The sequence below is a fragment of the Janthinobacterium sp. SUN128 genome (genome assembly GCF_030587275.1).
GTDB lineage: Bacteria > Pseudomonadota > Gammaproteobacteria > Burkholderiales > Burkholderiaceae_D > Janthinobacterium > Janthinobacterium lividum.
In genome coordinates this window covers 631,149-646,270 of record NZ_JAPWHY010000001.1, presented here as the reverse complement: position 1 = coordinate 646,270, position 15,122 = coordinate 631,149, and the positions used below count along the sequence as shown (strand labels likewise).

Genomic DNA, 15,122 nt, shown 5'->3' with positions numbered 1-15,122 from the left:
GCGGCGGCCAGGGCCATCAAAGGGATGATGCAGGGTCGGGAGGGGGCGGAGAAAAATGCAGGTGGGTACACAAATGGTCAACAAAGACGCGAATTTTGGGCGACAGGTGGCGGCTCGACGGCCACAGCACCCAGAACTTGCTCGAGTACAACAGGCAATCGGCCAGCACGGCTCGCAGTTCGCCACGCGCGATGGCGTCGCGCACGATAAAGTCAGGCAGGTAAGCCAGGCCCACGCCCTGCGTGGCGGCGCCGATCAAGGCCTCGATATTGTTGCAGGTCAAGGCGGTCGGCAAGCGCAACTCGCCGCCGCTGTCGCCATCGGCCCGCTGCAGCGCCCATTCCTGCAGCTTGCCCGTGGTGGGGAATTTATAGCGCACGCAGGCGTGCCCTTCCAGCGCGCGTGGCGTGGCCGGCACGCCGTGACGGGCGAAATATGCGGGAGCGCCCACGATGGCAAAGGCAAACGGGCCCAGCTCGCGCGCCATCAGCCGCGAATCGGTCAGTGTGCCGCTGCGCACGGCCACGTCGATGCCTTCGGCCACCACGTCGACCAGGCGGTCGTTGAAATCGAGGTCGAGCTCGATCTCCGGGTACCGCCGCGTAAACTCGGCCAGCAGGGGCAGGATGATGCGGTAGCCGATCACGGGCAGGCTGACGCGCAGCTTGCCGCGCGGCGCCTCGGCCAGGTGCGACAGTTCCGCCTCGGCATCACCGAGGTCGGCCAGGATGCGCTGGCAGCGTTCGTAAAACAGCGCCCCCTCGTTGCTCAGGCTGATGCGCCGCGTGCTGCGGTTGAGCAGGCGCACGCCCAGCTTTTCTTCCAGCCGCGCCACGCTCTTACCCACAGCCGAGGCCGACACGCCGAGCAGCCGCCCGGCCGCCACATAACTGCGCGTTTCCGCCGCGCGCACGAAGGCGGCAATGCCATTCAGATTATCCATGCCATCTCGCCATCTCGATTAAGGAATATTTGTCCGCTATGAGTGGATTTTCAGCCACTTTTTCATTGATTACGCCCATATTATCATCAGATTCCCTCTTTCTGGAATCATTCCCATGGATACGAATCTTCCCGCGCAAGCTCCAGACCAAGCGACTGCACGGCGCACGCTGGTGCTGGCCGCCGTCTGCCTGGCCGCGCTGTGCATGCCGCTCAGTTTTACGGGACCGGCCATCGCCATTCCCGCCATCGCCGCCGACCTGCACGGCACGCCGCTGGCGCTGGCATGGATCACGAATGCATTCATGCTCAGCTTTGGCGGCTGCCTGATGGTGGCCGGCGCGCTGGCCGACCGCTATGGCCGCAAGCGCGTGTTCTTGCTGGGCATGGGCGTGTTTTCCGCCGCCGCGCTGGCACTGGCGGCCGCGCCCGGCATCCTGTGGCTCGACGTGCTGCGCGCCGTCCAGGGCCTGGGCTGCGCCATGGCCCTGTCGAGCGGACTGGCGGCCCTGGCACAGGAATTCGACGGCCCCGCCCGCGCGCGCGCCTTCAGCCTGATCGGCACGGCCTTCGGCGTGGGCCTGGCCTTCGGCCCCTTCCTGGCAGGCACCTTGATCACCCACACGGGCTGGCGCGCCATTTTTGTCGCCACTACCGCGGCCGGCCTGGCCGCCCTGCTGGCCGCAGCGCGCGCCATGCGCGAATCGCGCGACCCGCAGGCGCAGGGCGTCGACTGGCCCGGCGCCCTGACGTTTACAGGTGCCCTCTCCTTGTTTACCTATGGCTTGCTGCAGGCGCCCGACAGCGGCTGGGGCAGTGCTGCCAGCCTGGGGCTGCTCGGTGGCGCGGCCTTGCTGCTGGGCGCATTCATCCGCGTGGAGCGGCGCGCGGCGCGGCCCATGCTGGACTTGACCCTGTTCCGCCTGCCTGCTTTTGCTGGCGTACAACTGCTGGCGGCAGCGCCCGCGTTTTCCTTTGTCGTCCTGCTGGTACTGCTACCGGCCCGCTTCATCGGCATCGAAGGCTACAGCGCGCTGGAAGCGGGACGCATGATGATCGCCCTGTCGGCACCCATGCTGGTGCTGCCGGTCCTGGCCGGCATGGCGGCGCAGCGCATTGCCGCCGCCCACATCTGCGCCAGCGGCCTGCTGCTGGCGGCGGGCGGCTTGCTGTGGCTCTCCACCTGCGCGCCAGGGCAAGCGCCCGCTACCTTGATCGGGCCGCTGCTGCTGATCGGCTGCGGCATCAGCCTGCCCTGGGGCTTGATGGATGGCCTGGCCATCAGCGTCGTGCCCGTCGAGCGGGCCGGCATGGCGGCCGGCATCTTCAATACGACGCGCGTGGCGGGCGAAGGCCTGGCGCTGGCCATCGTCAGCGCGCTGCTGGGCACGCTCACCGTCGCGGCGCTGGGCAACGCTGGCATTGCCGGCATCGGCGCGGAACAGGCGGCGCATGCCGGCCCCTTCCTGGCGCTGGGCGAGCTGCGCCATGCGAGCACCCTGCTGCCACACGCTCCCGCCGCCGAGCTGGCGCAAGCGTATGGCACGGCCTTCCGCCACTTGCTGTATGTGCTGGCCAGCATCACGACGGCGTCGGCCCTGTTGATCCTCGCCTTCCTGCGCCATCCGGCGAATGCGGCCGATGCCGCACGGGACACAGCCGCCCTGCCCGCCTGCAAGGCGCCAAACTAAGCCGCCCGGCTTTCCCGCGGCAACCATTCCCTGCCCCGCCATACCCGGCGGCGCCCACGCGCCGCCGCCCGCCTTTGATGTTTCTCTGCAACACCTCAAAAGTTTTCAAGAACAAAACGAGTTTACTTATCAAAGCGCTTTGAACTATACTCAAAGCGCTTTGAAACATAGTTAAAGCGCTTTGGTTGTGCAAATTGATGCGCGCCGATCCCACACCTATAAAAACACTGGAGACACAATGAACAAATTTTTCTTGAAAGCGTTGCCAGCGGCAGTGCTGATGGCCTTGAGTGCGTCGGCCCAGGCCGCCCTGCCTATCGACTTCGGCGGCTATATCCGCTCGGGCTTCGGCACCAGCAGCGAAGGCGGCAAGGAAGCGTGTTTCGGCCTGGCCGGCGCCTCGTCCAAGTATCGTCTGGGCAATGAGTGCGAAACCTACGGCGAGCTGAAATTCGGCGGCGAAGCCTTCAAGGCAGCCAACGGCACCACCTTCCGCATCAATACCCTGGTGGCGTTTTCCGTCAACCAGAACCAGGACTGGGAGCAATCGGACCCGTCGTGGCGCGAAATGAACGTGGTCGCTGACAAGATCGGCACGGGCGCCTTCGCCGAAGCGCGCGCCTGGGTCGGCAAGCGCTACTACGACCGCCAGGACGTGCACATCACCGATTACTACTTCTGGAATAACAGCGGCCCTGGCGCCGGCCTGGAAAACATCGACCTGGGCGCCGCCAAGCTGGCCTACGCCGTCCTGCGCACGGCCGATGACGGCGACAGCAAGCGCATGGGCCTGTCCCACGACTTGCGCTTCTCCGGCATCAAGGTCAACCCCGATGGCGAACTGACCTTGGGCCTGCAATTCAACCAGAAACGCAATGCGCAAGGCGCGGCCCCCATCGCCAGCGGCCATTTGCTGACCATCATGCATACGCAAGGCAACCTGCTGGGCGGCTTCAACAAGGTGGCATTGCAGTACGGCAAAGGCAGCGCCGCCAACACGGGCGGCTTCAGCCTGGGCGCCAGCAAGGATGACAAGGTCGTGCGCCTGACGGAACAGATCATGATCCAGCCCAAAGGCGCCTGGTCGGGCATGGGCACCTTCGTCTACGAAGACAAGGAAACGGCAGGCGTGAGCAGCAAGTGGACGTCGATCGGCGCGCGTCCCGTCTACCACTTCACGGACAACTACAGCCTGGCCGTGGAACTGGGCCACGACATCGTCAAGCCGGAAGGCGGCGAAAGCCGCAACCTGACCAAGCTGACATTCGCGCCGCAACTGTCGGCCGGCAACAGCTTCTGGTCGCGCCCCGTGCTGCGCGCCTTCTACACCTACGCCAAATGGAACAAGGCAGCCCAGTCGGCCGCCGCCGCCGAATCGGCGCTGTCGTCGACGGGCGTGTTCGGTGGCAAGACCAACGGCAGCTCCGTCGGTTTCCAAGTGGAAAGCTGGTGGTAATCGCAGGCCGCTAGAACGTTGGCAAGCGTCCCCGGACGCTCGCCGGTGGCAGCAACACCGCCCGCTCATCCAGGGGCAAGTAATATCCGGACCCACCATTTCGCCGCTGCACGCGATGGCCGGCAGCTTCAATGTAGTGATTCAGCAGTATCCTCTTTTAGCGCGGGCGCCCCTGGGTTTGCCCGCGTATTTTTTTGGATGCTGCCGCCGCTTGTCATGACCCTGATCATTCCGGCATTTATCAGATAAACTACCCGTCATCGCACCGCATCGCTCCCGATCCACCCTGGATAGACCCCAACTGCAGCATCCATGAACCTCAAAAATCTCGCCAAAACGCTAGGAATATCCGAAACCACCGTTAGCCGCGCCTTGAATGGCTATCCGGAAGTGAGCGAACGCACGCGCGAGCGGGTGCTGGCCGCCGCGCAGGCGGCCGGCTACCGTCCCAACCCCATGGCGCGCAGCCTGGCCGTGGGACGCACGAACATCGTCGGCATCATTTACCCGCTGATGCCGAACGACCTGGCCGACCCCATGTTCATCGACATCGTGGGCGGCATGTCGGAAGCGCTGGAAGCGCAGCAGATGGACATGATGATCGCGCCCGCTTCGGCCACCAACGAATTCCACACCTATGAACGCATGGTCAAGGGCCGCCGCATCGATGGCCTGGTTGTCGGCCGCACGAAACCATTCGACGAGCGCATCGCCTACCTGGCGCAGCAGGGCATGCCGTTCGTCGCGCATGGCCGCACGCAGCTGAACCAGCCGCACGCGTGGTTCGACTACGACAACGAGGCGGGCATGCGCCTGGCAGTCGAGCGCCTGGCGCAGCTGGGCCACCAGCGCATCGGCCTGATCAGCGCCACGCCGGACTTGAACTTCGTGCGCCAGCGCGTCGACAGTTTCCAGCACGCCATGCAGGCGGGCGGCCTGCCCGTCGACCCCGACAACCTGGTCGACAACGCGCACGACCGCCGCGCCGGCTACCAGGCCATGCAGCGCCTGCTGGCCCGCTCGCCCCGTCCCACGGCCGTCATCGTCGACAACCACATGTCGGGCGTGGGCGCCGTGCGCGCCCTGCTCGACGCGGGCATCGCCATCGGCCGCGAGATGTCGCTGATCGTCTGGGGCGTGATGGAAGATTCCCTGGCCGGGCACAACGTCACCACCGTCGTCCAGCCCGACCCGCGCGGCGCCGGCGCGAAGATGATCCACATGCTGCTGGCCCTGATGGATGGCACGCCCGTCACCGACTTGCAGGAACTGTGGCCGTGCGAACTGCTGCCGGGCGAGTCGGCAGGGCCCGTAATACACGCATAATTCAGCCTCTCACCGCGCAACCCGCGAAATACCGGGGTCAGACCCTCAGGGTCTGACCCCAGCCCTTGCATAGGGTTTCGTCTTCGGCCAGGGGATGAACATCCCCTCCCTGAATCACCCTCATAAAAAAATCGTATGTCTGGCGCGTGTATCGCTTTACTTTTCAAAGCGCTTTGAACTATACTCATTTCATACCCAAAGCGCTTTGAATTTTAAAATAAGACGTTCGCCTACCAACCAGCAGCGCTGCCCTGATAGCCACGGCTACAGGCAACTTTTAAGAAATCATTCATGCCGACCATCCAGAACAATCTCGCCCACCTGCCCGCCGACTGGTGGCGCAGCGCCGTCATCTACCAGGTATATCCACGCAGCTTCCTCGACAGCAATGGCGACGGCATCGGCGACTTGCCTGGCATCACCTCCAAGCTCGATTACATCGCCGCCCTGGGCGCCGACATCGTCTGGATCTCGCCCTTCTTCACGTCGCCGATGAAGGACTTCGGCTACGACGTGGCCGACTTCTGCGACGTCGACCCCATGTTTGGCACCCTGGCCGATTTCGACCGCCTGGTGGCGCGCGCCCATGAACTGGGCTTGAAAGTGATGATCGACCAGGTGCTGTCGCACTCGTCCGACAACCACCCGTGGTTCGTGGAAAGCCGCTCCAGCCACGACAATGCCAAGGCCGACTGGTATGTGTGGGCCGACCAGAAACCGGATGGCACGGCGCCGAACAACTGGCTGTCCGTGTTCGGCGGTTCCGCCTGGCAATGGGAGCCGCGCCGCGGCCAGTACTATCTGCACGATTTCCTCGCCAGCCAGCCCGACCTGAATTTCCACAATCCGGCCGTGCAGCAGGCTCAGCTGGACAATCTGCGTTTCTGGCTCGAGCGCGGCGTTGATGGCTTCCGCTTCGATTCCTGCAACTTCCCGTATCACGACCAGCTGCTGCGCGACAATCCGCCCGCCGTGCAGCGCGATGCGAGCAGCGTGTCGGCCATCAACCCGTACGGCATGCAGGCGCACGTGTACGACAAGACGCAGCCGGAAAACATCGCCTACCTGCAGCGCGTGCGCGCCATACTTGACGAATATCAGGCCATTTCCATCGGCGAAGTGGGCGACGACAATGCGCTGGCCACCATGGCTGCCTACACGGGCGCCGACAAGCTGCACATGGCCTACAGTTTCAACTTGTTGACGGCGGAGTTTTCGGCCGCGCACATCCGCACCCAAGTGGAAGAATTCGAGGCGCAAGTGGCCGACGGCTGGGCTTCCTGGTCCGTGGGCAACCACGACAGCGTGCGCGTCATGACGCGCTGGGGCGGCGAGAATCCGTCGCCATCGCTGGCCAAGGTGGTGCTGGCCGTGCAGGCCGCGCTGAAAGGCACGCCTTGCCTGTACCAGGGCGACGAGCTGGCCCTGACGGAAGCGGACATTCCTTTCGAGGCGCTGCAAGACCCGTACGGCATCCCGTTCTGGCCCCAGTTCAAGGGCCGCGATGGCTGCCGCACGCCGATGCCATGGGTGGCCGATGCGCCGCATGGCGGCTTCAGCAATGCCAAACCTTGGCTGCCCGTGCCGCCCGAGCATCTGGCCCGCGCCGTTGATGTCGAGGAAAACGATTCCGCCTCGCCATTGCAGTTTGCGCAGAAGATCCTCGCCTGGCGCCGCACCCTGCCTCAATTGCTGCGCGGCGATATCGTCTTCTTCGATGCACCGGAACCCGTGCTGGCCCTGCGCCGCGACTTGCCCGGCCAACCGTCCGTCCTGGCCGCCTTCAACCTGGGCACGCAAGCGGTCACCTTCGCCTGGCCCGATGCGGCGCCAGCGGCCGACCTGGCCGGTCACGGCTTGCCGGGTAGCAAAGATGGCCAACAGCTCAGCCTGCCTCCGCATGGCGGCTGGTTCGGCACCCTGGCGTAAATCGCAGGCTTTGGCGGCCATGCCGCCAATTACAATAACGAGCCCCGCGCATCAGCGGGGCCAAATAACAGCGTATCAGTGCCTGGCAAAATCGTAGCGAGCGGATGAGAGTTGTAGCAGAGAAGCGCAGCTGTGCGAAGGCACAGTGAGCATCGCCAGCCGCAAATCTCGACGCGCAGTAGATTTGGCCAGGCACATTCAGTGAGATTGAGGACGACAGACATGGCTGGACTGAAGTTAACAGGCCTGAAGAAGGCATATGGCGACGTGCAAACCCTGCACGGCATCGACCTGGAGATCGCCGATGGCGAATTCATGGTGTTCGTGGGACCGTCGGGTTGTGGCAAATCCACCTTGCTGCGCAGTATCTGCGGCCTGGAAGAGATCAGCGGCGGCGATTTATTCATCGGCAAGACCCGCATGAACGACGTGCCGCCCGCCAAGCGCGGCATCGCCATGGTGTTCCAGAGCTACGCCTTGTACCCGCACATGAGCGTGGCGCAGAACATGGCGTTTGGCCTGAAACTGGCCGGCATGAGCAAGGTGCAGATCGCCGACGCCGTGCAACGCGCCGCGCAGATCCTGCGCATCGAACCCTTGCTGGAACGAAAACCGAAGGACTTGTCGGGCGGCCAGCGCCAGCGCGTGGCCATCGGCCGCGCCATCGTGCGCAAACCCGACGTCTTCCTGTTCGACGAACCGCTGTCCAACCTCGACGCTTCGCTGCGCGTGCAGATGCGCATCGAACTGGCGAACTTGCACCGCGAATTGCGCTCGACAATGATTTACGTCACGCATGACCAGGTCGAAGCGATGACCCTGGCCGACCGCATCGTCGTGCTCAACGCGGGCCGCATCGAACAGGTGGGCGCGCCGCTGGAGCTGTACCACCACCCCGCCAACCTGTTCGTGGCCGGCTTCCTCGGTTCGCCCCGCATGAATTTCCTCAAAGGCAAGATCCACAGCTACGCGGACGGCGTGGCCACCATCGCCACCAACGCGGGCGGCCTGCTGCAAGCCGTCCTGACGCAGCCGCTGGCCAGCGGCACCCCCGTCACCGTCGGCGCGCGTCCCGAACACGTGCAGGCGTGCGCACCCGGCGCCACTGCCGCCATCACGGCCACCGTGCAGGCGGTGGAAAAACTGGGCGACATCAGCTATCTGTATGTGCAAGTACCGGGCGGCGACGAGCCGCTGGTGGTGCGCGCCGATGCGGAAACGGACTGGACCATTGGCCAAAGCGTGGCGCTGCAAGTGGCGCCCGCCCGCGTCCACGTGTTCGACGAGCATGGCCAGACCCGTACCTGATTCCGAATTTAAAGGGCCAGGCGCTACAGGCGCCGCCTGGCCTGGTTGTATCGTCTCAGCCTTGATACTTAACATAAAAAAAGACACTGGAGATTGACATGTCCTTCACACACGCGAAACGCAGCTTCATCAAAACCACCCTGATCGCCGCCGCCCTGGCCGGCATCGGCAACCTGGCCGCCGTCAGCATGGCAAACGCGGCCGAAGCAGGCACCCTCCTGATCTGGATCAATGGCGACAAGGGCTACAAGGGCCTGGCCAAGGTCGGCGAGGAATTCACCAAGAAAACGGGCGTCAAGGTCGTCGTCGAGCATCCGGAAGATGCTCCAAACAAATTCCAGCAAGCAGCGGCCGCCGGCAAGGGTCCGGACATCTGGATCTGGCCGCATGACCGCATCGGCACCTGGATCGACGCCGGCTTGCTGCAACCATTGACGCCAAGCAAGGAAGCGCGCGCCGCCATCCTGCCGCTGGCCTGGAATGCCTTCACGGTGGGCGGCAAGACCTGGGGCTACCCGATCTCCATCGAAGCCGTCGCCCTCGTCTACAACAAGGACCTGGTGCCGACCCCGCCAAAAACCTTCGAGGAAATCGCCGCGCTGGACAAGAAATTGTCCGCGCAAGGCAAGAAAGCCATCCTGTGGGATTACACGAACACCTATTTCACGTGGCCTTTGCTGGGCGCGGGCGGCGGCTTCCCGTTTGAAGTCAAGGCCGACGGCCGCTACGATGCGGCAAAAACGGGCGTGAACAATGCCGGTTCGCAGGCAGGCGTGAATGCGCTGATGACCCTGATCAACAGCGGCGCCATGCCGAAGGGCGCGGGCTACGCGGAAATGGAAGCCGGTTTCAACCAGGGCAAGATCGCCATGATGATCAACGGCCCATGGTCGTGGGACAATGCGCGCAAGTCGAAGATCAACTTTGGCGTGGCAACGATCCCTACCGTGGCAGGCAAGACGGCCACCCCGTTCGTGGGCGTGCTGGGCGCGATGATTTCCAAGGCTAGCCCGAACAAGGACCTGGCCACGGAATTCCTGGAAAACCAGATGCTGCAGATCAATGGTCTGAAAACCATCAACGCCGACGTCCCGCTGGGCACGCCAGCGAACAAGGTGCTGTTCGCGGAATTGAAAGCCAACCCGAACATCCAGGCGACGATGGAAAGCGCGCAAGCGGGCCGTCCGATGCCGAACAACCCGGAAATGGGCCGCTTCTGGTCGTCGATGCAATCGGCGCTGGAAAACATCACGCAAGGCCGCCAGACGACCAAAGATGGCCTGGATGCGGCGGCGAAGCGGATTACGACCGCCAATTAAGCAGGTCAAGGCGTAGGTCGGATTAGGCCCGAAGGGCCGTAATCCGACACCAGCAGCCAACAATGTTGTCGGATTACGCGGCATAGCCGCTAATCCGACCTACGCCATCTCGTATCACTCCATCTTCACAGGTATCCATCGTGCGCAAGTTTATCGGCCCTACGGTATTGACCATCAGCATGGCGCTGGGTCTGTATCTGCTCTTCATGTTGTACATTTCCGGCCAGACCATGCTGGCCGCCGTTTTCCTCGGCTTGCTGACCCTGACGACGTTTGTCTTCACGTCGCCGCGCGCCTATGCCTACCGTTATCTATTTCCCGGCATTACGGCGGTCATCGTCTTCGTGCTGCTGCCGATGGTGTACACGGTGTCGATCGGCTTTACCAATTTCAGTTCGCGCAACCTGCTCACGTATGAGCGGGCCACGCAATACCTGCTCGACGAGACGCAGCGCGTGGAAAGCGCCGGCTATGCCATGACCGTGCATGCCGACAACAAGGAATACCGCCTGCGCCTGGAAAGCCCGGACACGGGCGAAGTGCTCTTGACGCAGCCGCTGGCCCTCAAGCGCGCCGTCCCCCTGAACGTGGAAGTGGCGCCGCTGGATCCCGTGCAGGCGCCCGTGCTGGCCGCGCCGCTGCCCATCAAGGACATCATCGCCCTGCAAAAGGACTTGAAGCTGCTCACCCTGGTCATGCCGAACAAGATCGAACTGCGCATGGTGGGCTTGCGCGAATTCGGCCCCGTCGCGCATGTCTACAAACAACTGCCCGACAAGACCCTGAAGAAAATCGCCACGGGCGAGCTCGTGACACCGAACTTCAAGACGGGCTTTTATGAAATGCCGGACGGTACCAAGCTGGAACCGGGCTTCAAGGTCAATGTCGGCTTCGCCAACTTCGTCAAAATCTTCTCCGATGAAGCGTTCCGCGGCCCCTTCCTGCGCATTTTCGTGTGGACCATCGTTTTCGCCCTGATCAGCGTGGCCACGACGACGGGCCTGGGCATGGTGCTGGCCGTGCTGCTGAACTGGGATGCGCTGCGCTTCCGCGGCCTGTACCGCACCCTGCTGTTCCTGCCGTACGCCGTGCCGGGTTTTATCTCCATCCTGGTCTTCAAAGGCTTGTTCAACAATAACTTTGGCGAAATCAACCTCGTGCTCGATGCCCTGTTCGGCATCAAGCCTGCCTGGTTCTCCGACACCACGCTGGCCAAGGCCATGATTTTGATCGTCAACACCTGGCTCGGCTACCCCTACATGATGGTGGTGTGCATGGGCTTGATCAAGGCGATCCCGTCGGACCTGTACGAAGCCTCGGCCCTGGCCGGCGCGGGACCGCTGACGAATTTCTTCAAGATCACGTTGCCGTTGATCATCAAGCCACTGACGCCGCTGATGGTGGCCAGCCTGGGCTTCAATTTCAATAACTTTGTACTAATCAGCTTGCTGACGGGCGGGCGTCCCGATTTCCTCGATACAACGTTACCGGCCGGCACGACGGACTTGCTCGTGTCCTACACCTACCGCATCGCGTTCGAGGATTCCGGCCAGAACTTTGGCCTGGCCGCCGCCATCTCGACCCTGATCTTCTTCCTCGTGGCCGCGATTTCGCTGGTCAACATGCGCCTGACGCGCATGAACAAAGCATAAAGGACAGCATATGGCTATCGTTGTCGACCGTTCCAACCGCTGGCGCATCCTGGCGGCCCATGTCGCCGTGATCGCGCTGATCGCGCTGGTGATGTTCCCCTTCCTGATGATCTTGTCGATCTCCTTGCGCCCCGGCAACTTCGCCTCGGGCAGCCTGATACCGCCCGAGATCAGCTTCGAGCACTGGCGCCTGGCGCTGGGCATGTCTTACCAGGCGCCCAACGGCGCCCTGGTCGAGCCGGATTTCCCCGTGCTGCTGTGGCTGTGGAATTCCATCAAGGTGGCCAGCATGAGCGCCACCGTCACCGTGCTGCTGTCGACCACCTGCGCGTACGCATTCGCGCGCATGCAGTTCCGCTTCAAGTCGCAAACCCTGTCCGCGCTGATGCTGCTGCAGATGTTCCCCGCCGTGCTGGCCCTGGTGGCCATCTACGCCATCTTCGATGTGCTGGGCAGCTACGTGCCGTGGCTGGGCATCGACCACCACGGCAGCCTGGTGCTGGCCTACACGGGCGGCATCGCCCTGCATATCTGGACCATCAAGGGCTACTATCAAACCATCCCCATCGAAATCGAGGAAGCGGCCAAGGTCGACGGCGCCACGCAATGGCAGGCGTTCATCTACGTGCTGCTGCCGATGACGGTGCCGATCCTGATGGTGGTATTCCTGCTGTCGTTCATCGGCGCCATCATCGAATACCCGATCGCCTCCGTGCTGCTGCATGAACAGAACAACCTGACCCTGGCCGTCGGCTCGAAACTGTTCCTGTACGAACAAAAATACCTGTGGGGCGACTTCGCCGCGGCCGCCATTTTGTCCGGCTTGCCCATCACGGCCGTGTTCCTGCTGGCACAAAAATGGATGATCTCCGGCCTGACGGCTGGCGGCGTGAAAGGCTGACCATGCGACGCTCCCTGACTGCGCTGGCCGCCCTGTTACTCAGCGCTTCGGCGCAGGCAGCGAGCTTCAGCTTCGCTGACAACCCCATCGTCTACTTCGCCGTAACGGACCGTTTCGCCAACGGCAATCCCGGCAACGACCACAGTTATGGCCGCGCCGCCGACCCGCAAGGCGGCGATGTCGGCAGCTTTCACGGCGGCGACATCGCCGGCCTCACGCAGCAGCTCAAAGCTGGCTACTTCAAGGAACTGGGCGTCAACGCCCTGTGGATCACGGCGCCGTACGAGCAGATCCACGGTTGGGTGGTGGGCGGCAAGCAGCAATTCCAGCATTACGCCTACCACGGCTACTGGGCGCTCGATTACACGACCATGGATGCCAACATGGGTACGCGCGAGGAACTGCGCGAGATGATAGACACGGCCCATGCGCAAGGCATCCGCGTGCTGTTCGACGTGGTGCTGAACCATCCCGGCTACGCGGACCTGCGCACCCTGTCCGAATACAAGGTGCCGGTCCTGTGGCCCGGCCATGAGCAGGCCGTGCTGCGCGACTATCACAGCTTCATCGACTACAACAACTTCGAATTCAAGCAGTGGTGGGGCCCGGACTGGGTGCGCGCCGGCTTGCCCGGCTACGCCGACGGCGGCAAGGATGATTTCACCATGCAGCTGGCCTACCTGCCCGACTTCCGCACGGAGAGCGGCAAGGCCGTGGGCTTGCCGCCGATTTTGCAGCGCAAGGCCGACACGCGCGCCGTGGCCCTGCCCGATGCGACTGTCCGCACTTACCTTGTCAACTGGCTGGCCGACTGGGTGCGCGAATTCGGCGTCGACGGCTTCAGAGCCGACACCGTCAAGCATGTGGAGCCGGCAAGCTGGCTGGCCCTGCGCGCGGCGGCCACCGATGCCCTCAAGGATTGGAAGGCGCGCCATCCGCAGCAAAAGATCGATGACGCGCCGTTCTGGATGACGGGCGAAGCGTGGGGCCACGGCCCCGAGCGCAGCAGCTGGCATGACGCCGGTTTCGATTCGATGATCAATTTCGACTTTCAAAGCCGCGCTGGCGGCGACTGGAAAAGCATCGATGGCGTCTACCGCCAGTACGCGGGCTTGCTGGGCAAGGGCCCGGCCCCCCGCTACGACATCCTGTCGTATATCTCGTCGCACGACACCAGCCTGTTCCCGCGCGACCGGCTGAAACATGGCTTGTCCGCCCTGCTGCTGGCGCCGGGCGGCGTGCAGCTGTTCTATGGCGATGAAAGCGCGCGCCAGCCTGGCGCGGCGCCCATCGGCGACGAACAGCAGGCCACCCGCTCCGACATGAACTGGAGCTCGATGGATGGGGCCACCCTCGCGCATGCGCGCAAGCTGGGCCAGTTCCGGCTGCGCCACCCCGCCCTGGCGCGAGGCGAACACCGCTTCATCGACGACAAGCCGTACGCATTCGCCCGCGTGATGGATGGCGACGCCGTCATCGCCGTGCCCGAGGCGCAAGGCCCGCTCGAACTGAAAGTGCACGGCGTGTTCGCCGACGGCACCAGTCTGCGCGACGCTTACACGAATCAAACCTATATCGTAAAAAACGGCACCGTCGCGGTGAACGCGGCCGGCACCGTCCTGCTGGAGAAAGCTGCACCATGAGTACCTATGACATTTTAGTGGTCGGCGGCGCCGGCATCGACACGATCGTGCGCGTCCCCGACCTGCAATTGCCCGTCGCCGATTCGCTGCACGTGCCGCCCATCCGCGACTACGTGGCGCACACGGGCAATGGCGTGGCGCTGGGCTGCCACGCGCTGGGCTTGCGCTGCAAGTTCATCGACTTCATCGGCGACGATGCGCAGGGCGCGGCCATCCTGCAGCGCTACAAGGAAGCCAGGCTCGATTTTTCACACCTTATCGAACCCTCAGGCACGCGGCGCAGCGTCAACCTGGTCGACCCGCAAGGGCGCCGGCTGTCGCTGTACGACGGCCGCCATCCGGAAGACGTGCGCATGCCAGCCGCTTTTTACCTTCCCTACCTGGGCCCGGCGCGCCATGCGCACTTTTCCATCATGGGCTGGGTGGCCGAGCTGTTTGACGATGCGCAAATGTGCGGCACCACGGTGTCGACGGATTTGCACGACTGGGATGGCGTCAACCCGCACCACAAGGTCTTTGCGCTGCGCGCCGACCTGGTCTTCCTCAGCACGGCAGCGCTGGGCGAGCGTACGGAGTCCGTCATGCGCGCCATTATCTCGGAAGGCCGCGCGCAGGCCGTCATCGCCATGGCGGGCGCGGACGGCGCCTATCTGCTGGAACGGAGCGGCGAGACCGTGCGTCACACGCCGACGGCAGGCTTGAAGCTGCCCGTGGTAGACACGAACGGCGCCGGCGACTCGTTCGTGGCGGCCTTCCTGCATGCCTGGCTGGGCGGCGCGGGCCTGGACGATGCTATGCGCCGCGGCGCCATCGGCGGCGCATTTGCCTGCGCGCAGAACGGCACGCATGAACGGTTCATCGGACTGGCAGAGCTGCATGACTTATATCAAGACAGCACTAGCTTATGAATTAAAATTCTATCAAGCGTAGCAACCAGCTAACGGGCGCATGGCAC

11 protein-coding genes are annotated in these 15,122 nt (G+C 63.6%); 10 read left to right on the top strand and 1 reads right to left on the bottom strand.

The window, feature by feature from the left end; genetic code table 11:
* Window positions 1-16: 16 nt before the first annotated feature.
* A complete protein-coding gene (locus O3297_RS03065; RefSeq protein ID WP_305047714.1) occupies window positions 17-943 on the bottom strand; it encodes a LysR family transcriptional regulator in 927 nt (308 codons plus the stop codon).
* A 115-nt stretch (window positions 944-1,058) separates the two neighbouring features.
* Between O3297_RS03065 and O3297_RS03060 the strand changes: the two genes are divergently transcribed.
* The 10 genes from O3297_RS03060 to O3297_RS03015 all read left to right on the top strand — a co-directional run bounded on the left by O3297_RS03060 (window position 1,059) and on the right by O3297_RS03015 (window position 15,075).
* On the top strand, window positions 1,059-2,633 hold the full coding sequence (locus O3297_RS03060) for an MFS transporter (RefSeq protein WP_305047713.1): 1,575 nt from the start codon (window positions 1,059-1,061) through the stop codon (window positions 2,631-2,633).
* A 238-nt stretch (window positions 2,634-2,871) separates the two neighbouring features.
* Complete coding sequence (locus O3297_RS03055) at window positions 2,872-4,089, top strand: carbohydrate porin (RefSeq protein WP_305047712.1); 1,218 nt, start codon at window positions 2,872-2,874, stop codon at window positions 4,087-4,089.
* Between the two features lie 312 nt (window positions 4,090-4,401).
* Entirely contained in the window at window positions 4,402-5,415 is a 1,014-nt protein-coding gene (locus tag O3297_RS03050; RefSeq protein ID WP_305047711.1) for a substrate-binding domain-containing protein, read from the top strand.
* Window positions 5,416-5,706: 291 nt separating this feature from the next.
* Complete coding sequence (locus O3297_RS03045) at window positions 5,707-7,344, top strand: alpha-amylase family glycosyl hydrolase (RefSeq protein ID WP_305047710.1); 1,638 nt, start codon at window positions 5,707-5,709, stop codon at window positions 7,342-7,344.
* Between the two features lie 222 nt (window positions 7,345-7,566).
* Window positions 7,567-8,652, top strand: coding sequence for an ABC transporter ATP-binding protein (locus tag O3297_RS03040; RefSeq protein WP_305047709.1), 1,086 nt, complete (start codon window positions 7,567-7,569; stop codon window positions 8,650-8,652).
* A 98-nt stretch (window positions 8,653-8,750) separates the two neighbouring features.
* Window positions 8,751-9,971: a maltose/maltodextrin ABC transporter substrate-binding protein MalE gene (gene malE / locus O3297_RS03035; protein ID WP_070259175.1), complete on the top strand. Its 1,221-nt coding sequence runs from the start codon at window positions 8,751-8,753 to the stop codon at window positions 9,969-9,971.
* 140 nt (window positions 9,972-10,111) lie between these two features.
* Entirely contained in the window at window positions 10,112-11,623 is a 1,512-nt protein-coding gene (malF, locus tag O3297_RS03030; RefSeq protein WP_071653298.1) for a maltose ABC transporter permease MalF, read from the top strand.
* Between the two features lie 10 nt (window positions 11,624-11,633).
* Window positions 11,634-12,524, top strand: coding sequence for a maltose ABC transporter permease MalG (gene malG / locus O3297_RS03025; protein ID WP_034783032.1), 891 nt, complete (start codon window positions 11,634-11,636; stop codon window positions 12,522-12,524).
* Between the two features lie 2 nt (window positions 12,525-12,526).
* On the top strand, window positions 12,527-14,167 hold the full coding sequence (locus O3297_RS03020; RefSeq protein ID WP_305047708.1) for an alpha-amylase family glycosyl hydrolase: 1,641 nt from the start codon (window positions 12,527-12,529) through the stop codon (window positions 14,165-14,167).
* A complete protein-coding gene (locus O3297_RS03015) occupies window positions 14,164-15,075 on the top strand; it encodes a carbohydrate kinase family protein (protein WP_305047707.1) in 912 nt (303 codons plus the stop codon). The genes O3297_RS03020 and O3297_RS03015 overlap by 4 nt, the downstream gene beginning before the upstream one ends.
* Window positions 15,076-15,122 lie beyond the last annotated feature (47 nt).